General features: G+C 72.3%; 21 protein-coding genes. 15 read left to right on the top strand and 6 right to left on the bottom strand.

Annotated features, from left to right (window positions below; translation table 11 throughout):
* Positions 1-4: 4 nt before the first annotated feature.
* The 8 genes from ABZ261_RS27070 to ABZ261_RS27035 all read left to right on the top strand — a co-directional run bounded on the left by ABZ261_RS27070 (position 5) and on the right by ABZ261_RS27035 (position 6,286).
* Positions 5-949, top strand: a complete 945-nt coding sequence (locus ABZ261_RS27070; RefSeq protein WP_356863554.1) for a type II secretion system F family protein — start codon at positions 5-7, stop codon at positions 947-949.
* A gap of 13 nt (positions 950-962) precedes the next feature.
* Positions 963-1,850, top strand: a complete 888-nt coding sequence (locus tag ABZ261_RS27065; RefSeq protein ID WP_356863552.1) for a DUF5936 domain-containing protein — start codon at positions 963-965, stop codon at positions 1,848-1,850.
* 254 nt (positions 1,851-2,104) lie between these two features.
* Positions 2,105-3,364, top strand: a complete 1,260-nt coding sequence (locus ABZ261_RS27060; RefSeq protein ID WP_356863550.1) for a histidine kinase — start codon at positions 2,105-2,107, stop codon at positions 3,362-3,364.
* An 11-nt stretch (positions 3,365-3,375) separates the two neighbouring features.
* On the top strand, positions 3,376-4,140 hold the full coding sequence (locus tag ABZ261_RS27055) for a response regulator transcription factor (RefSeq protein WP_356863548.1): 765 nt from the start codon (positions 3,376-3,378) through the stop codon (positions 4,138-4,140).
* A 122-nt stretch (positions 4,141-4,262) separates the two neighbouring features.
* Positions 4,263-4,448, top strand: a complete 186-nt coding sequence (locus tag ABZ261_RS27050; RefSeq protein WP_356863546.1) for a hypothetical protein — start codon at positions 4,263-4,265, stop codon at positions 4,446-4,448.
* Positions 4,449-4,504: 56 nt separating this feature from the next.
* Entirely contained in the window at positions 4,505-5,041 is a 537-nt protein-coding gene (locus ABZ261_RS27045) for a pilus assembly protein TadG-related protein (RefSeq protein WP_356863544.1), read from the top strand.
* A 32-nt stretch (positions 5,042-5,073) separates the two neighbouring features.
* Positions 5,074-5,655 (top strand): hypothetical protein, encoded by a 582-nt coding sequence (locus ABZ261_RS27040; RefSeq protein WP_356863542.1) that lies wholly within the window; start codon positions 5,074-5,076, stop codon positions 5,653-5,655.
* A 7-nt stretch (positions 5,656-5,662) separates the two neighbouring features.
* Positions 5,663-6,286, top strand: coding sequence for an OmpA family protein (locus tag ABZ261_RS27035; RefSeq protein WP_356863540.1), 624 nt, complete (start codon positions 5,663-5,665; stop codon positions 6,284-6,286).
* A 221-nt stretch (positions 6,287-6,507) separates the two neighbouring features.
* Here the strand turns inward: ABZ261_RS27035 and ABZ261_RS27030 are convergent, their stop codons facing one another.
* On the bottom strand, positions 6,508-6,903 hold the full coding sequence (locus ABZ261_RS27030; RefSeq protein ID WP_356863538.1) for a DUF192 domain-containing protein: 396 nt from the start codon (positions 6,901-6,903) through the stop codon (positions 6,508-6,510).
* Positions 6,904-6,999: 96 nt separating this feature from the next.
* Here ABZ261_RS27030 and ABZ261_RS27025 point away from each other — a divergent pair, with 96 nt between their 5' ends.
* From ABZ261_RS27025 to ABZ261_RS27000, 6 genes are all read left to right on the top strand, one after another.
* The gene (locus ABZ261_RS27025; protein WP_356863536.1) at positions 7,000-7,869 is read left to right on the top strand and encodes an LLM class flavin-dependent oxidoreductase; all 870 of its coding nucleotides are present in this window, start codon (positions 7,000-7,002) and stop codon (positions 7,867-7,869) included.
* A gap of 44 nt (positions 7,870-7,913) precedes the next feature.
* A complete protein-coding gene (locus tag ABZ261_RS27020) occupies positions 7,914-8,405 on the top strand; it encodes a GNAT family protein (RefSeq protein WP_356863535.1) in 492 nt (163 codons plus the stop codon).
* A gap of 851 nt (positions 8,406-9,256) precedes the next feature.
* On the top strand, positions 9,257-10,030 hold the full coding sequence (locus ABZ261_RS27015; protein ID WP_356863533.1) for an isoprenyl transferase: 774 nt from the start codon (positions 9,257-9,259) through the stop codon (positions 10,028-10,030).
* Positions 10,031-10,418: 388 nt separating this feature from the next.
* Positions 10,419-11,744, top strand: coding sequence for a PhoH family protein (locus ABZ261_RS27010; protein WP_356863531.1), 1,326 nt, complete (start codon positions 10,419-10,421; stop codon positions 11,742-11,744).
* Positions 11,745-12,162: 418 nt separating this feature from the next.
* The gene (locus ABZ261_RS27005) at positions 12,163-12,879 is read left to right on the top strand and encodes a transglycosylase SLT domain-containing protein (RefSeq protein WP_356863529.1); all 717 of its coding nucleotides are present in this window, start codon (positions 12,163-12,165) and stop codon (positions 12,877-12,879) included.
* Between the two features lie 127 nt (positions 12,880-13,006).
* Positions 13,007-14,380 (top strand): AI-2E family transporter, encoded by a 1,374-nt coding sequence (locus tag ABZ261_RS27000; RefSeq protein ID WP_356863527.1) that lies wholly within the window; start codon positions 13,007-13,009, stop codon positions 14,378-14,380.
* A gap of 21 nt (positions 14,381-14,401) precedes the next feature.
* Here the strand turns inward: ABZ261_RS27000 and ABZ261_RS26995 are convergent, their stop codons facing one another.
* Positions 14,402-14,935 carry an alkyl hydroperoxide reductase gene (locus ABZ261_RS26995; protein ID WP_356863525.1) on the bottom strand — a complete coding sequence of 178 codons (534 nt, stop codon included), beginning with the start codon at positions 14,933-14,935 and terminating at the stop codon, positions 14,402-14,404.
* Between the two features lie 3 nt (positions 14,936-14,938).
* Entirely contained in the window at positions 14,939-15,493 is a 555-nt protein-coding gene (locus ABZ261_RS26990) for a peroxiredoxin (protein ID WP_356863523.1), read from the bottom strand.
* Between the two features lie 138 nt (positions 15,494-15,631).
* On the opposite strand from ABZ261_RS26990, the gene ABZ261_RS26985 reads away from it, so the two are divergent.
* A complete protein-coding gene (locus ABZ261_RS26985) occupies positions 15,632-16,747 on the top strand; it encodes a LysR substrate-binding domain-containing protein (RefSeq protein WP_356863581.1) in 1,116 nt (371 codons plus the stop codon).
* Here the strand turns inward: ABZ261_RS26985 and ABZ261_RS26980 are convergent.
* The 3 genes from ABZ261_RS26980 to ABZ261_RS26970 are packed head-to-tail and all read right to left on the bottom strand — an operon-like array spanning position 16,683 to position 20,229.
* On the bottom strand, positions 16,683-19,022 hold the full coding sequence (locus ABZ261_RS26980; RefSeq protein WP_356863521.1) for an FtsX-like permease family protein: 2,340 nt from the start codon (positions 19,020-19,022) through the stop codon (positions 16,683-16,685). The genes ABZ261_RS26985 and ABZ261_RS26980 overlap by 65 nt on opposite strands.
* Positions 19,019-19,708 (bottom strand): ABC transporter ATP-binding protein, encoded by a 690-nt coding sequence (locus ABZ261_RS26975; protein ID WP_356863519.1) that lies wholly within the window; start codon positions 19,706-19,708, stop codon positions 19,019-19,021. Before ABZ261_RS26975 ends, ABZ261_RS26980 begins: the two co-directional genes overlap by 4 nt.
* The gene (locus ABZ261_RS26970; protein ID WP_356863517.1) at positions 19,705-20,229 is read right to left on the bottom strand and encodes a PadR family transcriptional regulator; all 525 of its coding nucleotides are present in this window, start codon (positions 20,227-20,229) and stop codon (positions 19,705-19,707) included. The genes ABZ261_RS26975 and ABZ261_RS26970 overlap by 4 nt, the downstream gene beginning before the upstream one ends.
* Positions 20,230-20,250 lie beyond the last annotated feature (21 nt).

Here is a 20,250-nt window from a genome sequence, read left to right as displayed (position 1 = left end):
GACCATGGAACTGCACACCCTCGTCCAGCTCACCACCGGCGTGTCCCTGCTGACCTGCGTCCTGGCGGTGGCCGGCGTCCACAGCTACGCCTCGGGCCGGGCCCGGCGCGCCGCCCTCGTGGACCGCCTCGCGCACACCGGGTCGCCCCCGGCCGCCGGCCGCCGGCGCCGCTTCCGCGACCTGGACCGCCGGCTGCGCGGCACCCGCCTCGGACGCCGGCTGGAACTGCGTCTCGCCGCGACCGGCCTGGACGTCACCCCGGGCGAGTTCTTCGTCTACCTGCTCGCCGCGGTCGCCGCGCTCTGGCTGATCGGACAGGCCGCGCTGGCCCCCTTCTTCGGCCCCCTCGCCGGCCTGCTCGGCGTCGGGGGAGCGGTGCAGTTCCTGAACTGGCAGCGCCAGAAACGCATCGAACGCTTCATCAACCAACTCCCCGAGCTGGCCCGCATCCTCGCCAACGCCACCCAGGCCGGACTCGCCCTGCGCACCGCGATCGGCATGGCCGCGGAGGAGCTGGAGGCCCCGGCGGGCGAGGAACTGGCCAAGGTCGCCGACCAGCTGGCCGTCGGACACTCCCTGGAGGACGCCCTCGGCGAACTCGCCGACCGCCTGCCCTCCCGCGAACTCGTCGTCCTCGTCACGACACTGGTGCTCTCCAACCGGGCGGGCGGCCAGGTGGTCTCCGCGCTGCGCAACCTCACCGAGACCCTGGAGGAACGCAAGGAGACCCGCCGCGAGATCCGCACCCAGCTCTCCCAGGTGACCATGACGTCGTACGCCGTCCCCGTCCTCGGCATCGGCGCGCTGTTCCTGATGAACGGCGTCAAGGACGGCGCCCTGGACCGCATGACCGGCTCACCGGTCGGCCAGGCCTGCGTGCTCGTCGCGTTCGCCCTGTACGCCGTCGGATTCGTGCTCATCCGCCGTATGAGCCGCATCGACGTGTGAGGAAGGGGACACCGTGGCACTGCTGCTCGCCCTGCTGACGGGCCTCGGCGTCTGGGGCGCCTTCACCGGCCTGCGCATCTACCGCGCGGAAGCCAGGCTCCCCGCCGACCTCGCCGTCGCCCTGGAGGTCGGCGCCACCCGCACCGGCGCGGTCGGCTCGGTCGTCGACCGCATGGGCATGCGCTACGCCCCCGCCGTGCTGCGCCTGATGGGCCCCCGCCTGGTCGCCAGATACCGCCGCAGGATCGACCTCGCGGGCAACCCCGGCGGCCTGACGATCGACCGCTACGCGGCCCGCCGCGCGGTGTACGGCGCCCTGGGCGGCGTGGGCTGCCTGGTGTTCCTGCTGCGCGGCCAGTGGTTCGTGGCCCTCCTGCTGCTGCTCTTCGGCGCCTTCTGGACGGAGGTCGGCATCTGGTCGGCGATCCGGGTCCGCAAGGACGTCATCGAACGCACGCTGCCGGACTTCCTGGACGTGCTCGCGGTCGTGGTCAGCGCCGGGCTCGGCTTCCGCCAGGCCCTGGACCGGGTGGCCTCCCGCTACGAGGGCCCCTGGGCCGACGAACTGCGCATCACCCTGCGTCAGATGGACCTCGGCGTGAGCCGCCGCGAGGCCTTCGCGGAACTGCGGCGGAGGAACGACTCCGAGCAGGTGGCGATGTTCGTGACGGCCCTCCAGCAGGGCGAGGAACTCGGCGCCCCCATCGTGGACACCCTCGTCTCCCTGGCCAAGGACATGCGGCGCACCGACGCCCAGAACGCCCGCCGCAAGGCCGCGCGGGCGGTGCCCAAGGCCACGCTGATGATCACGACCTTCATGGTCCCGGCGACGATGCTCCTGCTGGGCGCCGGCCTGCTGCTGGGCTCCGGGGTGGACTTCGGCTCGCTCACCGGGGAGTGAGGACGGCCGTGACGGTGACGGGACTGACGGGACGCGGCAGGCGCGCCGGGGCGACGGCCACCGGCGCGCGCCTGAGGACGGCGGCCGCCAGGCTCGCACGCCGACCGGGGGAGGCCGGACGCGGGACACCGGCCTGGCGCGGGGCCGGGGCCGGGGCGGCGGAAGGCACAGCGGCCGGGGCCGGGGCCGGGTCCGAGGGCGGCGGGTCGCGGGCGGCCGGGGGCGAGGGTGAGCCCGCACCGGACCCGGCGGGGGTGCTCGCGGCCGAGCCGTCCGAGAAGCTCCAGGTCCGGGCCCTGCAGGCGCTGTGCCGGCAGGTCTTCGGCTTCCGCCTCGCGATGATCCTCGTATCGGCCCCCGCCGCCCTCCTCAACGCCGCCCCCGGCCTGGGCGTCCGCCTGGTCGGCGCGGCCGTGGTCGTCACCTTCATGGTGTCCTACGTCCTCTTCCGCGACTGGGAACGCTTCGGCCCCCTCCTCCTGCGCCACCCCAGCCTCCTGGCCGCCGACACCCTCTTCGGCTCGTTCCTCCTCGTCTCGGCGGGCCCCGACACCACCCTCGCCTACGTCAGCGTGTGCACCCCGCTCCTGGCCGGCCTCGTCTACGGCTGGCGCGGCGCGGCCTGCTTCGCCTCCCTGCAGTCCCTGATCCTGCTGCTGGTCCACGCCACCCTGAAGGCCGGCCGGCACGCGCCCGTCGCCGAGGCCCTGCTCCTGCCCGGCCTGTGCGTCGTCGCCGGCGCCATGGGCTCGACCCTGCGCAACCTGATGCTCCGCTTCGGCGCGGCCACCCAGGCCCTGACGGCGGTGCAGGCCCGCCTCGCGGCGGCGGAGGCGGTGAGCGCGGAACGCGCCCGGCTGGCCCGCGAGATGCACGACTCCGTGGCCAAGACCCTGTACGGCGTCGCCCTCGCCGCGGACGGCCTCGCGGCCACGGCGTCGGCCGCGGCGCCCGACCCCGCCCGCATCCGGGAACAGGCGGAACTGGTGTCCCGCTCGGCGCGCAGGGCGGCGGCGGAGTCCCGGGAACTGCTGACCGACCTGCGCCGGGACCACCCGCAGCCGGCGCACCAGCCCTCCGTCTGGCGGGAACTCGCCGACCGCGCACGCGACTTCACCGCCCGCACGGGCCTCCCCGTGACCTGCCCCCGGCCGCAGGACGGCGCCGCCCTCCCGTCCCTGCCCGCGCCGCTGGCCCGGCATGTGCTCGCCATCGTCACGGAGGCGCTGGAGAACGCCCACCGCCACGCCCGCGCGACTCATGTGGACGTACGCGCCCGGGTCCACGACGGTGTGCTGCGCCTCACCGTCCACGACGACGGCACCGGCCTGCCGCCCGGCACCACGCTGGAACGGCTCCGCGACAGCGGCCACTTCGGTCTGCTCGGCATGGTCGAACGAGCGGCACAGGCGGGCGCCCGCATCCGCGTCGGCCGCGGCGCCCACGAGCGGGGCACGGAGGTACGCCTCGACCTGCCCCTGCCGCCGCCCGGCCCACCGCCCCAGGAACCCTGAGAGGAGGCACCATGCGGTCCCCGCACAGTGACCCCCGGCCGGACTTCCCGGCCCCCGCCCCGGCCCCGCCGCCGTTGCGGCTGCTGGTCGCCGACGACAACCCCGTGGTCCGGGCGGGGCTGACGGCCCTGCTCTCGGGCCGCCCGGACACCACGGTGGTGGCGGAGGCGGCGGACGGCCGCGAGGCGTACGAGGCGGCGCTGCGGCACCGGCCGGACGTGATCCTCCTCGACGTCCGCATGCCCGGAGTCGACGGAATCTCGGCGTTGCCCCACCTGGTGCGGCTGGCGCCCGTCATGATGCTCACCTACAGCCACGAGACGGAGACCGTGCGGGAGGCGCTGCGGCTGGGGGCGGGGGGATATCTGGTGCACGGCGAGTTCACGGCGGAGCAGTTGACGCGGGCGGTGCGCGACGTACGGGAGGGGCGGCCGCATGTCACGCCGGGGGCGGCCAAGGCGTTACTGGCCTCACTGAAAGGCGATGCACCTGCACACTCCTTACGCCAAACGCCGTACACCGTCGATACTTTCTCCCTCAACCCTCTTTCGCAAGTGCAACGCCGTGTGGGACAGTCTTCCCGATCGCGGTACCGGCTGAGCACGAGGGAGGCGGAGATCATGGACCTCATCGCGTCCGGCATGACCAACCAGCAGATCGCCGCCGCGTGCTTCATCACCGAGAAGACGGTCAAGAACCACATCAACCGCATCTTCGCCAAGCTCCACACCACCACCCGATCCCAGGCCACGGCCAAATGGCTGGGGGTGTCCTGACATGACCCCCCGCAACCTCCCCACCCCGCCCTGGGCCCGAACTTGGGCCCAGGGACCCTCTGCTGCGCGGTCGTCCGGGCCTTACGTTCGCGCTAACCAAGGGCAACCCGGAGGGGAGCACCATGAGCGACCGGATGCTGAAGTTGATGGTGGCGATGCAGCGTCGCACCGACGACCGGGGGCAGACCGCCGTCGAGTACCTCGGGATCATCGCCGTGGTGGTGGCGATCGTGCTCGCCATCACGGGTACCAATATCGGTCAGACAATTCTGAACAAGATCCAGGAAAAGATCAACGAGATCACCTGAGGCGTCTGCGTGCACCTGCTGATGCGGGGCAGGCCTTCCCCATCTACATCACGGTGGTGGCAGGCCTGCTCTTTCTTGCCCTCGCCTACTTGGCAGTCGGTCAGGCTTCGGTGAACCGGAGTGGCGCACAAACCGCCGCCGACGCGGCAGCGTTGGCGGCAGCGCAGGAAGCGCGGGACCAGCTGACGGGCTTGTGGCTGGACGAGCTGCGGGACCCCGCGAAATGGGGGGACATTCTGGGCGGGAAGGCCCCCATAGATGATCCGTGCTGGCGAGCTGGACAGCTTGCCGCGCAGAACGACGCACGCCTGGACGGCTGCGTCCCGCTTCCACCGCTCAGGTACAAAACAGAAGTGACGACCAATAAGTCCGTCGGTGACTCCGTCGTGCCTGCGACGGAAGACATTCACTCGACAGCCTCTGCAGTCGCCGAGATTCAACCCCTCTGTACGTTTCCACCCCTGGGCGAGGACTCCGGGAGCGAGACGCTGCCCGAACTCACCTGCGACGGCAAACCGTGGAAGCTGGACCCGGAAGACGCAGCGGGGCTGCCCAAGCCCGAGGATCTCTTCGACGTCCACCTGGCCGACTGACAAGCGAACGACGACGAGAAGGAAGCGGAGCAATGAGCGTTAGGTTCACTGCGAGGACCCGCCAGGGGATGGTCGCACTGACCCTCGTGGTCGGCTTCGCGGTCAGCGCCGCCGGCTGTGGTGGGGGCGAAGACAAGGACAGCAAACCCCGTGCGTCGACGTCGGCGACCAAGGGCGGTGGGTCGGATCCGAGTACGCAAGAAGGCCAGTCCGCAGCCGTGATGGCTGAGCTGAAGGGGACTGGGGGGTTACTGCTTCAGATCACTTCCATGCAGCGGGACTCGGGCGGTTTCATCACAGTGAACGGCACCCTGAAGAACGACGGGGCCAAGTCCGTCGTCGTTCCGGCGCAGACCAGTGGCGACGAAACGGAGATCCTCAAGCACGGGCCCTCCCTGGGCGGCGCCACACTGATCGACCCGAAAGGGAAGAAACGCTACTACGTGCTCCGCGACACAGAAGGACGCCCCCTCACCACCACGGGCCTCGGCACGCTGCAGGCTGGGCAGTCGCTGCCGGTCTTCATCCAGTTCCCCTCCCCGCCGGCCGGCACCAGCGAGGTGACCCTCCAGTTGCCCACATTCTCCAGTGCCGGCGTCGAGATCTCCGGGTGAGGGCGTCGTGATCACCACTCCCCGTCTTGCCCTCGCCGGCGTCGCGCTCGCGCTGGTCGTGGGTCTGCCCGGCGCGACGGCGGTCGCCGACGACACCGGTCCCAGCGAACCCCCCGGTACCGAACCCACCGCCACCGCCCCGGTGAAGGTCGACCCCACCGACCCGGATCTGAAGCTCCCGGAGGGGGCCACGCTGGCCGAGGCGAAGGTGCTGGACGTCAAGTCGGTCGTGGAGGACCAGAGCGGCGACGAGCGGCGGGAGGACACCAACGCGGACGTGACCGTCGCCCTGCAGGCGGAGGTGCTGTTCGGCAAGGACAGCGCGAGGCTCGGCACGGAGGCGAAGGCCCGCATCGCCGCCATCGCGGAGGAGATCGACAAGCAGCACGCGACCCGCGTCCGCGTGTTCGGCTTCACCGACGACCTCGGCTCCTCCGCCCACGGCGACACCCTCTCCAAGCAGCGCGCCAACGCCGTGCAGGCGGTCCTCGACCAGGACCTGAACGACCCGTCGGTCACCTTCGACGTCCGCGGCTACGGCGAGCAGTACCCCATCGCCGACAACTCCACCGAGGCCGGCCGGAAGAAGAACCGCCGGGTGGAGGTGTCCTTCCCGCGCACCCAGGGGTGAGCCGCCGAACCGGTCACCCCACCTCGTACCCCACCTCGTACCCGAACCGGATCCGAGGGGCGCCGTCCGCCTCGATCTCCAGGCCGCCGGCCCCTCGGATCCCGGTCGGCGCCCCGTCCCGCCGCCCGGCACGATGACGAAGAAGCCGGCTGGCGGCTCGCATGCCCGGCTGCCGTGCCGTCCCACCGAGGACGCCACGAAGGACCCCCTCCGGCCCGGCCTCAGGGCGCCGGCGGCACGTCCACCTCCACCCGCGCCCCCACCCGCAGCCCCCACCCCGCCATCGCCCCCGCCTCCGCCTCCAGGACGTGCCGTGCCCGCAGCCGGGGCCGTCCCAGGCGGCCGGGGGGCATGGTGCGGACGGCGAGGACGGTCAGGCGGCGGTCCAGGTAGGCGACGTCGATCGGGATGCGCATCCCGAACGTGTGCACCCCGCTCGCCGGCGACAGCAGCATCGCCCCGTCGAGCGCGTCCCGGCCGAGCAGTCCCCTGGTCCGCGCCCGGTAGGACGTCGAGATCTCCAGGGGGACGGGGGCGCCGAGCACCTCCCCGGACTCCCCCCGCACGAGGAGCCGTCCCCGTCCGTCACGCCACCGTCCGCGTCGTTCCCGGCCCATGGTCCCCCCTGGTCTCCTGGTGCGGCGGCAGGGCCGCGACGCCCCGCCCGCGCACATGCGTTGTCCTTCCCCGTTCTCCCCGCTAGGAAGGGGTCCATGACTTCACTCGGCGTCGTGTTCCGTCCCCAGCTTCCGCCCGAGCGGCTGCGGGCCGTCGCCCGCGCCGCGGACGACGCGGGGCTGGAGGAGCTGTGGCTGTGGGAGGACTGCTTCCTGGAGGGCGGGGTGTCCACGGCCGCCGCCGCGCTCGCGTGGACGCGGCGGCTGCGGGTCGGCGTCGGCCTGCTGCCGGTGCCGCTCAGGAACGTGGCCGTCACCGCCATGGAGGCCGCTTCGCTGGAGCGCATGTTCCCCGGCCGGGCCGTGCTGACGGTGGGCCACGGGGTGCAGGACTGGATGGAACAGGTGGGCGCCCGGGTCGCCTCGCCGCTCGCTCTGCTCGGCGAGCATCTCGACGCCCTGCGCGCCCTGCTGCGCGGGGAGCGGCTCACGGTGGACGGGCGGTACGTACGGCTCGACGGCGTCGCCCTCGACTGGCCGCCGCCAAACCCGGTCGACGTGCTCGCCGGCGCCACCGGACCCCGTACGCTCCGGCTGTCCGGGGAGAAGGCCGACGGCACGCTGCTGACCGCCGCCACCCCGGCGGACGGCGTGCGGCGGGCCCGGGAGCTGGCCGAGGAGGGGCGGCGGGCGGCCGGGCGCGGCGGACACCACCGGATCGTCGTCCACCTGCTCGCCGCCACGGGGCCGGACGCCGGGGCCCGGCTGCGCGCCGAACGCGCCGCCGAGGGGTGGGAGTCGGCGGACGTGGGGATCGCCGGGGACGCGGCGGCCGTGGCCGAGGCCGTGCGGGGGCTGGCGGAGGCGGGCGCGGACACCGTCGTGCTGCAGCCGACCGCGGACGAGCCGGACCCGGAGGGCTTCGTGCGCTTCGCCGCCGAGGAGGTCCGGCCGCTGGTGGGGTGAGCGGAGCGGGGGCGTTGTCAGTGGTGGCTGTCACACTGCACCGCATGACCGACGAACACGGCGCCGTGCGCCTGCGGGATGTCACGGACGACGACCTGGAGAGCCTTTTCGCCTTCGAGCACGACCCGGAGGCCGTCCGGCGTTCGAGGTTCGCGCCCCGGCCGCGGGAGGCGTTCTTCCGGCACTGGCGGGAGCGGGTGCTGGGCGATCCGGACTGCCTGGTGCGGACGGTCGCCGTGGGCGGGGAGGTCGCCGGGAGCGTCGTGTCGTGGACCCAGGGCGGGCGGCGCTTCGTCGGCTACTGGCTCGGGCGGCCGTTCTGGGGCCGCGGGGTGGGCACCCGGGCGCTCGGCCTGTTCCTGGAGCTGGATCGCGTCCGCCCGCTGTTCGCCGACCCCTTCGCCGGCAACACCGCCTCCGTCCGGCTGCTGGAGCGGCACGGCTTCGAGCGGGTCGGCACGGTCCGGCACGGGGAGGACGAGCACGTGCTCCTCGCCCTCGGACAGGCCCCGGAAACCGCGGAAACCGCCGCGTGACGCTGTGACGTGCGACGGCCCCGATCCGGCGGAGGGGCCGTTCGCCGCGCACAGCGCCCGGCCTCTGTTCGGCATCCCGTCGACCCGCGACGAGCCGGTGCACAAGCCGGTGCACAAGCCGGAGCGCGGGTCGGAGGTCCGGCGGAAGCGGCAATCCGGGTGAAAGCGGATCGTCGTTCACCTGGAGTTCTCCCAAGGTTTCCACATCGTTATCGAGGTCGGTTCCCCTCCGTCTCACCCGTCACTTAAGTTCAGACCAAGGTAATTCGCGCCAGCAAAGCTGTGCGGGCGGGGCCGCGCAGTGGAGGGGACTGCGCGGCCCCGTGAAACCGCGTGATCTTCATTCGGACGCAGAGCGGAATCGTCAAATCACCGTTCGCTGGTCGCGTCGCCCGTCGGGGGGACGCCGGGGCGACTCGCCGACGCGCCCCGAGATGGCGCAATTCTTGTGAATTCCATCGCATCGCGCCGGATTCGCCTGGGATTCCGTTGTGAATCAGCCAGGAGACACCGCTGAATCCAGCATTCCGCGACCACCGCGCCGTTGTCGATCGATTCCGGAGAGTAGTTGTGGCGCGCCGAAGCACCCACCCGCCCTTACAAAGGGTTATGGTGGAAACCCCCCCTCGGGCCGGTCCGTCTCCCCCCCACGGACCGGCCCGTTTTTCTGTCCCCGTCCCGGAACCCCCCGGCCGGGTCCCGGCGTCCCACCGCAGGGACGGGAACCGCGGTCCGCGGCGGCGGAGCGCACGGGCCCGCACCCGAACCCCGGACCGGGACCAAGTCCGCGGCAGCGGTAGGCTCAACGGCTCCGGCATCCACTACCCCGCGCCCAACCCCCGGAGGGTCACGTGAACCTGCGCGACAAGCTGCGCGGCCTGCTCGTCAGGCTCTACGCACGCCGGGTGGAAGGCCACCTGGACCACGCTCAGGTGCCCAAGCACATCGGCGTGATCATGGACGGCAACCGCCGCTGGGCGAAGGCGAGCGGCTCCAGCACCGTGCACGGCCACCGGGCCGGAGCCGAGAAGATCGAGGAGTTCCTCGGCTGGTGCACCGAGACCGACGTCGAGGTCGTCACCCTGTGGCTGCTGTCCACGGACAACTTCGACCGGCCGCAGGAGGAGCTCGTCCCGCTCCTCGGCATCATCGAGGACGTCGTCCGCACCCTCGCCGCCGACGGCCGCTGGCGCGTCCACCACGTCGGCACGATGGACCTGCTGCCGGCCGGCATGCAGCGCACCCTGAAGGAGGCCGAGGAGGCCACCGCCCACATCGACGGGATACTCGTCAACGTGGCCATCGGATACGGCGGCCGCCAGGAGATCGCCGACGCCGTCCGCTCCATGGTGCACGACGCCCGCGACAAGGGCATGTCGATGGAGGAGCTCGCCGAGTCCGTCACCGTCGACCTGATCGGCCGCCACCTGTACACCGGCGACCAGCCCGATCCGGACCTGGTGATCCGCACCAGCGGCGAACAGCGGCTGTCCGGATTCATGCTCTGGCAGACGGCGCACTCCGAGTACTACTTCTGCGAGGTCTTCTGGCCGGCCTTCCGGAAGGTGGACTTCCTGCGCGCCCTGCGCGACTACGCCGCACGTCACCGCCGCTACGGCGGCTGACCAGCCGTATCGCCCCGTCGCCGCCGGTGACGGGGCGTCGTCGTATACCCCGATCCGGGGGAACGTAACGAGAGGTTCACCGGCGCGCCGTTGGCCGCAATTGCATGGCGGCGCGCGTTCGAGGGCATAAGGCAGACAGGTCGACACCCGAACCACGGGTGTCGGATCTCAGCGGGCGGCAGGGCCGTCCGCCCGGGAGGCCCTTTGCACCAGCCCGATCGTGCGGCCGCCGCACGGACGACGAGGCGGAGGGCCGGTTCTCGGCCCGTGCAGGGCGGCCGACGACCGGCCCGGATCTCCCCGCCCTGCCGGGCAGGGACGTCCCGCCCTCCCGGCCCGGCTTCCACTCCGTCGCTCCCCGACCTCTTCCGAGGGGGTACGTCCTTCCGTGGTGACCAGCACAAAGCGCCACAAGCCAGACCGGCGCACCTATGTCCTCGACACCAGCGTCCTGCTGTCCGACCCGAACGCCCTGACCCGCTTCGACGAGCACGAGGTCGTGCTCCCCATCGTGGTGGTCACGGAGCTGGAGGCCAAGCGGCACCATCCCGAACTCGGCTACTTCGCCCGCCAGGCGCTGCGCCTGCTGGACGACTACCGGGTGAAGTACGGTCGCCTCGACGCCCCCATCCCGACCGGGGAACTCGGCGGAACGGTGCGTGTCGAGCTCAACCACTCGGACCCCGGCGTGCTGCCCACCGGCTACCGCCTGGGGGACAACGACTCCCGCATCCTCGCGGTGGCCCGCAACCTGCAGGCCGAGGGGTTCGACGTCACCGTCGTGTCGAAGGACCTGCCGCTGAGGATCAAGGCGTCCTCCGTCGGGCTCCTCGCCGAGGAGTACCGGGCCGAACTGGCCATCACGGAGAACTCCGGCTGGACCGGCATGGCCGAACTCACCCTTCCGGCCGAACAGGTGGACGTCCTCTTCGAGGAGGGGCGCCTGCACGTCCCGGAGGCCGCCGAACTGCCCGTGCACACCGGCCTGACCATCCAGTCCGAGCGCGGCAAGGCGCTCGGCCGGGTCACCGCCGACGGTGACGTCCGCCTGGTGCGCGGCGACCGGGAGGCGTTCGGCGTCAAGGGACGCAGCGCCGAGCAGCGGATCGCGCTCGACCTGCTGCTCGACCCGGACGTCGGCATCGTCTCGATGGGCGGCCGGGCCGGCACCGGCAAGTCGGCGCTGGCGCTGTGCGCGGGACTGGAGGCGGTGCTGGAGCGCCGTCAGCACCAGAAGGTGATGGTCTTCCGTCCGCTGTACGCGGTCGGCGGGCAGGAGCTGGGCTATCTGCCGGGCACCGAGGCGGAGAAGATGAGCCCGTGGGCGCAGGCAGTCTTCGACACCCTGTCCGCGGTCACCAGCCGCGAGGTCATCGAGGAGGTCACCGCGCGCGGGATGCTGGAGGTGCTCCCGCTCACCCACATCCGCGGGCGCTCGCTGCACGACGCCTTCGTGATCGTGGACGAGGCGCAGTCGCTGGAGCGGAACGTCCTGCTGACCGTTCTGTCCCGGATCGGGGCCAACTCCCGGGTGGTGCTCACCCATGACGTGGCGCAGCGGGACAATCTGCGCGTCGGCCGCTACGACGGCGTGGTCGCCGTCGTGGAGAAGCTCAAGGGCCACCCCCTCTTCGCCCATGTCACGCTCACGCGGTCCGAGAGGTCCCAGATCGCGGCCCTCGTGACCGAGATGCTGGAGGAAGGCCACATCTGACCCTGGGTCACCTCCGACCCTGGAGGACGCGCAGTTGGCGCCGTCCGGCAAAGGCACAAGAGCCTAGCCGGGCGGTGCCTTCGTGTGTGGCCGTTTTCCTGAAATCCCCAGGGCCAAACGGGATGTGAGCTTTCACACTCACCACAGAATTGCCACGCGGCGTCCGGTTACGGCAGAGTCTCACTCCTGTCAGGCCCCGCATACGACACAGCTGTACCCCCAGCGGTACGACAGCACCGGAACACCACCAATTCCATAGCGTCCGTCGTATGCCGCCCGAGCACCACGCGGCGCTCCCCGTGAGGGAGTTGCCCACCGGGCCCGTGCCTCCCGTGACCCCGCAGTTGGGAGGCCAGTGTCAGGGGCACGATTGCGTCCGCCAGGGTCACCGAAGCGGGCGATGCTGGAAGGAAACCGTGTGAGCCGGATTTCGGTCCGGGGATTCGCAGTGGCCTCGGCCACCGCGGTCACCGCTGTCGGAAGCGTCGTCGGCGTTGCCTCGGGCAGCACCGCGCAGACCAACGACGCCGAGGCGACGGCAGCCGACACCACGCTCCTCGCGGAGATACCCGCGGGTCAGCAGGCGCAGGTCCAGACCGCGTCCCTGACGCAGCAGGCCGACGCCCAGGCCATCGCCGCGGACGCGAGCGCCAAGAAGGACGCCGAGGCGGCGGCCCGCAAGGCCGCGGCCGAGACCGCGATCGCGAAGAAGCAAGCCGCCGAGAAGGCGGCCAAGGCGGCGAAGGCGGCCGAGGAAGCCGCCAAGGAGCACGTCGAGGCGAAGGCGGCGGCCAGCCGTGACGACGTCCGCGACACCTCCAGCTTCCCCACCCAGAGCAGCTACACGGTCGCGCAGATCCAGGCGATGGCGCGTCAGATGGTGGCCGGCGGCCAGTTCCAGTGCTTCAGCAACATCGTGGACCACGAGTCCAGCTGGAACTACCAGGCGGTCAACGCCTCCTCCGGCGCCTACGGTCTCTTCCAGGCCCTGCCCGCCGGCAAGTACGCCTCCGCCGGCGCCGACTGGCGGACCAACCCGGCGACCCAGATCAAGTGGGGCCTCAACTACATGAACGAGCGCTACGGCAGTCCCTGCCAGGCCTGGTCGTTCTGGCAGGCCAACCACTGGTACTAGGCCGTCGGCCCCGCGCAGCCCCTCCCCCTCCCCGGGTGAGGGGCTTTCGCCCTGTACGGTCGTATGCGAACGACTCCAGGGGGGAGTGGTGGCGAGCACCCGGGGACGCGGGGGAAGAGGACGGATCATGTCGCGAGTGCCAGGGTGGCTCGGCCGGCTGGGAGCCGGCCTCACCCAGATGAGCGAGCGCCTGAACGAGCGCCGGGCCGAGGCCGAGCAGGACGACACCGAGCCCGCGGTGCCGGAGCCGGACGGCGTGCCCGCCGCCGGCTCGGTGCCGTCCGCGCGCCGTCCCGCGGCGCCCCCCGGTCCCCGCCCCGACCCGGCCGAGGCCGTGCCCTGGGGGGTGCGGGTCGCCGCCGAGGCCGGCTGGCGGCTGCTGGTGCTGGCCGGCACCGTGTGGGTGCTGATGCGGGTCATCAGCGCCGTCCAGCTGGTCGTCCTGGCCTTCGTCATCGCCCTGCTGGTCACCGCGCTGCTCCAGCCGACGGTCGCCCGTCTCACCCGCCGCGGGGTGCCGCACGGCCCGGCCACCGCGCTCACCGCCATCAGCGGCTTCGTGGTCATCGGCCTGATGGGCTGGTTCGTGACCTGGCAGGTCATGGAGAACATCGACACGCTCTCCAGCCAGATCCAGAACGGCATCGACGACCTGCGCAACTGGCTGCTGAAGAGCCCGTTCCACGTCACCGACAAGCAGATCAACCAGATCGCGAAGAGCCTCCGCGAGGCGATCGGTGCCAACACCGACCAGATCACCTCCGCGGGCCTGGAGGGCGTCCAGGTCATCGTGGAGGCCCTCACCGGCATCCTGCTGGTGTTCTTCTCGACGCTGTTCCTGCTCTACGACGGCAGGCGCATCTGGGAGTGGTTCCTGCGGCTGGTGCCCGCCGCCGCACGTCCGGGCGTGGCCGGCGCCGGCCCGCGGGCCTGGCGCACCCTGACCGCCTACGTCCGCGGCACGGTCCTGGTCGCCCTCATCGACGCCGTCTTCATCGGCATCGGCATCTACTTCCTGGACGTGCCGATGGCCGTCCCGCTCGCCGTCTTCATCTTCCTGTTCTCGTTCATCCCCCTGGTGGGCGCGGTCGCCTCCGGCGCGCTCGCGGTGATCGTGGCACTGGTCACCCAGGGCGTCTTCACGGCGGTCATGACGCTCGTGGTCGTCCTGGCGGTCCAGCAGATCGAGGGGCACGTCCTGCAGCCGTTCATCCTCGGCCGCGCGGTCCGTGTCCACCCGCTGGCCGTCGTCCTGACCGTGGCGGCCGGCGGCATGGTGGCCGGGATCGGCGGCGCGGTGGTGGCCGTGCCGCTGGTGGCGGTGACCAACACGGTGGTGGGCTACCTCCGGCGGTACGCGCAGGAGCAGCAGCCGGCGGGCGACGGCCGGCTCCCGGACCGTCCGGAGGCCGCGGACGAGGCCGTCCCCGAGGGAGGAACCGGGGGCGCGGCTCTCGACGACGTCCCGGTGAACGCCGAGAACCCCGCCCACCAGAAGTGAGCGGGGTCCCCGGACGGCGGACTACTCGGCCAGCACGGCCTCGGCGTCCAGGGTGACGCCGACCGCCTGCACCACAGAGGCGATCTTGAACGCCTCCTGGATGGTCTCGCGCTCCACGCCGGCCTTGCGCAGCACCTGCTCGTGCGAGTCCAGGCACATGCCGCAGCCGTTGATCGCGGAGACCGCGAAGGACCACAGCTCGAAGTCGACCTTGTCGACGCCCGGGTTGCCGATGACGTTCATCCGCAGGCCCGCGCGCAGGCTGCCGTACTCGTGGTCGGACAGCAGGTGCCGGGTGCGGTAGAAGACGTTGTTCATCGCCATCACGGCGGCGGCCGCCTTGGCGGCCTGGTACGCCTCGGGCGACAGGTTCGCCTTCGCCTCCGGCTCCAGCTCACGCAGCACGATCGGGGAGCGGGAGGCGATGGCGGTCGCCAGCACCGTGCCCCACAGCTGCTGCGCCGACAGCTCCGAATTGCCGATGACCGAGCCGAGGTTGAGCTTCAGGTCCTTGGCGTAGTCCGGTACGCGGGACTTCAGGGAGTCGAGCGACACGGGTCACTCACCAGCCAGCAGCGCGACCGGGTCGAGGGTCTGCTCGCCCTTGGTCCAGTTGCACGGGCACAGCTCGTCGGTCTGCAGGGCGTCCAGGACCCGCAGGACCTCCTTGGGGTTGCGGCCCACGGAACCGGCGGTGACCATCGTGAACTGGATCTCGTGGTTCGGGTCGACGATGAAGACCGCGCGCTGCGCGTAGCCGTCCTCGCCCTCGATGCCGAGGTCGCGCATCAGCTCGTGCTTGGGGTCCGCCATCATCGGGAACGGCAGGTCGGTCAGGTCCGGGTGGTCCTTGCGCCAGGCGTGGTGGACGAACTCGGAGTCACCGGAGAAGCCGAGGATCTGGGCGTCGCGGTCGGCGAACTCGTCGTTCAGCTTCCCGAACGCGGCGATCTCGGTCGGGCACACGAAGGTGAAGTCCTTGGGCCAGGCGAAGACCACGAGCCACTTGCCCTCGTAGGACTTGTGGTTGATCTGCTCGAACTCCTTGCCCTTCTCCAGCGAGACGCAGGCGGTCAGATCGAACTCGGGGAACTTGTCACCGACAGTGAGCACACGCTCTCCTTGCAGCGAAGAAACGTCCCTGATGGGGCGTTTCCCTTGGGTTGGACGTTGTCGATGTTGGCACAGGGTGCATTGATTCGGGAAATAGCTACACTCGGTCGTGTTGATCGGAGGTAGCTATCAGTGACGATGGGTAACGGCAAGCGGAGGCAGCCCAGTCTGGCGCAGCTGCGGGCCTTCGCCGCCGTGGCGGAGCACCTGCACTTCCGGGACGCGGCGGCGGCCATAGGCATGAGCCAGCCCGCCCTGTCCGGCGCGGTCTCGGCCCTGGAGGAGAACCTCGGGGTGACCCTCCTCGAGCGTACGACGCGCAAGGTGCTGCTCTCGCCCGCGGGCGAGCGGCTGGCCGTGCGGGCCAAGGCGGTGCTGGACGCGGTGGGGGCGCTGCTGGAGGAGGCCGAGGCGGTCCGGGCGCCGTTCACCGGGGCGCTGCGGCTCGGGGTCATCCCGACGGTCGCGCCGTACCTGCTGCCCGCCGTGCTGCGGCTGGTGCACGAGCGGTACCCGCACCTCGACCTGCAGGTGCACGAGGAGCAGACCGCAAGCCTGATCGACGGCCTGACCTCCGGACGGCTCGACCTGCTGCTGCTCGCCGTCCCGCTCGGTGTGCCCGGCGTCGTCGAACTGCCCCTGTTCGACGAGGACTTCGTGCTCGTCACCCCGCTCGACCATCGGCTCGGCGGCCGCGAGGGCATCCCGCGGGAGGCCCTCAGGGAACTGAACCTGCTCCTGCTGGACGAGGGCCACTGCCTGCGCGACCAGGCGCTGGACATCTGTCGGGAGGCGGGCCGCGAGGACGCGCCGGTCACCACCACCGCCGCCGGCCTGTCGACGCTGGTCCAGCTGGTGGCCGGCGGCCTCGGCTGCACCCTGCTCCCGCGCACCGCGCTGAAGCTGGAGACCGCCCGCAGCAGCCAGTTGCTGACCGGCTACTTCGCCGAGCCCGCCCCGAGCCGCCGGGTCGCCTTCGCCATGCGGGCCGGCGCCGCCCGGGCCGCCGAGTACGAGGAACTGGCCGCGGCCTTGCGCCAGGCGCTGCGCACGCTGCCGGTGCGCGTGCTCGAAGGCGCCGGGCAGCGCGACGGAGAGGGCGGCGGAGAGGGCGGCGGGGAGGGCGGCGCGACGGCGTCCGCCCGCGCGCGCACCGGCCCTCCCGGCCCCTCGGCGGCTTCCCCGCGGCCTACTCGGTGTGCAGCCCTTCCGGCCGCATCAGCCGCAGCAGAGGAGGCAGGCTCAGCAGCGTGACCGTGAGGACCACCGCGGCGCCGGCCCCGGTCATCGCCAGCACGCTCGCCCAGTCGACGGCCACCGGCGTGTCCGTCATCCGCAGCAGCACCGTGCCGAGGGCCAGGCCCACCGCCGCGGCCAGCAGCAGGCCGAGGGCGATCGGCACCGCCGTCTGCCACAGCACCGACAGGCCCAGTGTGCGGCGCCGGGTGCCGAAGGCGACCAGCGAGGACAGCAGCCTGCGCCGCTCGCGCAACTGCTCCAGCTGGGACACCAGCAGGCTCGCCCCGATCAGCGCCAGCACGCAGACCGCGCCGATGAACAGGCCGGTGCGCAGGGAGGCGTACCGGCCGGACCGCTCGGTGGCCGCCCAGGTCCAGGTGTAGGCGAGCGGGTCCACCCGGGCGGCGGTGGTGCGCACGTACTCCTCGGCGTCCGGCACCGACTCGTCCAGGCGCAGGTACGCCCGGCCGCGCAGCGTGGGGGCGGCCCCGGCGGGCAGGGCGGCCGGGGTGGCGAGCAGGCCGCTGGGGTCGCTCTGCAGCGCGTCCCGGCGCACGGTGACCCGCGCCACCGTGGCCGGCAGCGTCCAGGCGACCTCCCGGCCGCGCAGGTCGCCCGTCGTGGGGTCGATCCACAGCCGCGTGCCCGGCCGCATCAGGGGCCGGAGCTCGTCCTGGTACCCGGCGTCGCCGTGCGGGTCGTGCACGGCGAACACGTCGCCGTCGCGGCAGGAGGGCAGGTCGGCGACCTCCCGGAGCGCGGCGCAGTCGCCGACGGTGACGCCGGCCAGGTGCTCGGGGTCCCGGCGCTCGCCGGCGACCTGTCCGCTGGACAGCGTCACCGCCGTCCGCACGCCCTCGGTCCGGGCGAAGGCGGCGCGTGCGGCGGCCGGCCGGCCCCGGTCGGAAAGCATGACCTCCATGCGGGCCCGGGCGGGGTCCTTCCCGGTCTCCCGGGTGTACTGGCCCTGCACGCCCGCGAACAGCATCTGCAGCGCGATCGCCCCGGCCACGGCCACCGCGATGCCGTTGACCGTGCGGGCCGCCGTCCCGCTGCTCATCTGCAGGCGCCGCACGGCCAGTTGCCAGGAGACCGAGCCTCCGCCGAGCCGGCCGACGACCGCTTCCACGAGCCACGGGAGCAGCGCGGTCACGCCGACGAGCAGCAGCAGCACCCCGCCGACGACCAGGAACGCGTTGAAGTCGCCGTGGGTGCGGCCGTTCCCGAGCATCGGGTACAGCATCGCCAGGCCCACGAGGGGCGGCAGCAGGCGCCACCACAGGCGCCGCCGGGCCTGCCCGGCCGTGCGCACCACGCCGAGCGGCTCGACCGCCACCCCGCGCATCGCGAGCAGCGTCACCAGCACGGCGGACGCCGGAACCGCCACCGCGACCAGCGCGACCAGCGCCGGTGAGGGATCCAGATAGGCCGGGAAGAAGCTTTCCCCCAGCACCTCGACGTCTCCCGCAGCCTGGCGTCCCATCAGGAAGAACCCCGTACCGACGGCCAGCCCGAGCAGCGATCCGGCCAGCGCCTCGCCGGCCGCGATCCGGCGGGTCGTGCGGCTGTCGGCGCCCACCAGCCGCAGCGCGGCCAGCCGGCGGTCGCGGCGCTCGCCGCCGAACCGCACGGCCGCGGCGATGAACACGGCGACCGGCATCAGCAGCACCACGAAGACGACCAGCGTCATCATCATGAGCACCGGGTCGGTCTCCTCCGGGACCGGATCGGGGTCGCCGAACGCGCTGATCCGGTCCACCCGGGTGCCGCCCGAGTGCGGCTTGAGGCCCTCGGCGCCCGCGTAGTAGGCGAGTTCGCGCGAGCCGATCAGCCCGCTCTCGCCGATGGTCCCGGTGACCCGGTACGGGATCCGCTCGCGCAGCAGCTCCCCCCCGTCCGAGGCGAGCAGCCTCTTCAGCGCGGGGGAGACGACCATCTCGCCCTTCGCCGGGAGGCGGCCGACGCCGGGGGGCAGCGGCGCCTTCGCGCCCTCCGGCTCCAGCAGCCGGCCGCGGACGCTCCTGCCGTGCCACTCGGTGTCGGTGACCGCGACCAGCACGGTGTTCTCGGCCTCGGCGACCGTGTAGGCGGCCGAGTAGTCATGACGGGCTTCCTCCACCCGGTGCCGGGCGGCCAGGATGCTGGGCAGCGCCGTCGTGAGCAGCAGCAGGGACACGCCCAGGCCGACGCCGACGGCCGTCAGCAGCGTCCGGACCCAGCCCTCGCGCCCGCCGGTGAAGGCGAACCGGACGCCCATGCCCAGGTCCCGGCCCCACCGCCGCACGTTCATATCGCCCGCTCCATGTCCCGGGACCTGCCGTCGCGCACGACGATCTCCCGGTCCGACCACGCGGCCACCCGGGCCTCGTGCGTGACCAGCACGACGGCCGCGTTGGTCGAGCGGGCGGCGTCGGTCAGCAGTTCCATCACCCGTTCGCCGTTGAGGGAGTCGAGCGCGCCGGTGGGCTCGTCGGCGAACAGCACCCGCGGCCCGGTCACCAGCGCCCGCGCCACCGCCACCCGCTGGCCCTGGCCGCCGGAGACCTCGCCGGGCCGCTTGTCGCGCAGGTCGTCCACCTCCAGGCGTTCCATCCAGGTGAGCGCGGCTCGCTCGGCCGCCTTGCGGGAGCGGCCGTTCAGGCGCAGCGGGAGCGCCACGTTCTCCACGCAGGTCAGCTCGGGCACGAGCTGGCCGAACTGGAAGACGAAGCCGAACTCGCTGCGGCGCAGCGCGCTGCGCGCGGCGTCGCTCAGGCCGGCCAGTTCGCGGCCGTCGTAGGTGACGGAGCCGGAGTCGGGCGGCACGATCCCGGCGAGGCAGTGCAGCAGCGTCGACTTGCCGGACCCGGAGGGGCCCATCACGGCGACGACCTCGCCGGGGTGGATGGAGAAGGCGGCGCCGTCGAGGGCGACCGTGGGGCCGTAGGACTTGCGCAGGTTCTCGGCGGCGAGCAGGGAGCCCGGGGGAGGAGTCATCGGGCCACCGCCGCACGGAGCTTGTCGAGGCGCGCCGCGGTCAGTTCCAGCCAGCGCAGGTCGGCCTCCAGGTGGAACAGGGCGTGGTCGCAGATCAGCTGGTCGGCGAGGTCGCCCTTGCGCTTGCGGTCGGTCAGGATCCGCATGCTGCGCAGGTGCTCGGCGCGCTGGGCGTCGAGGACGGTGGAGGCGTCGCGGTGGGTGAGGAGGGCGAGGACGACCTTGGTGTACAGGGTCGACTGGAGGTACTCCTCCGGCTTCTCGGGGGTGGCGAGCCAGCGCTCGACGTCGGTGACGCCGGCGTCGGTGATGGCGTACCGCTTGCGCTCGGGCCCGCCGCCCGCCTCGATCCCGTCGACCTCCACGAGGCCGTGCTTCAGCAGCCGGGACATCGTGGAGTAGACCTGGCCGTAGTGCAGCGGCCGGTCGTGACCGAACTTCTCGTCGAAGGCCCGCTTGAGGTCGTAGCCGTGGCGCGGGCCGGACTCAAGGAGCCCCAGGAGGGTGTGACCGATGGACATGCACCGCACTCTACACACGGT

This window comes from Streptomyces sp. NPDC006193 (assembly GCF_040613915.1).
Classification (GTDB): domain Bacteria; phylum Actinomycetota; class Actinomycetes; order Streptomycetales; family Streptomycetaceae; genus Streptomyces.
This window is presented reverse-complemented; position numbering and strand designations above follow the sequence as displayed.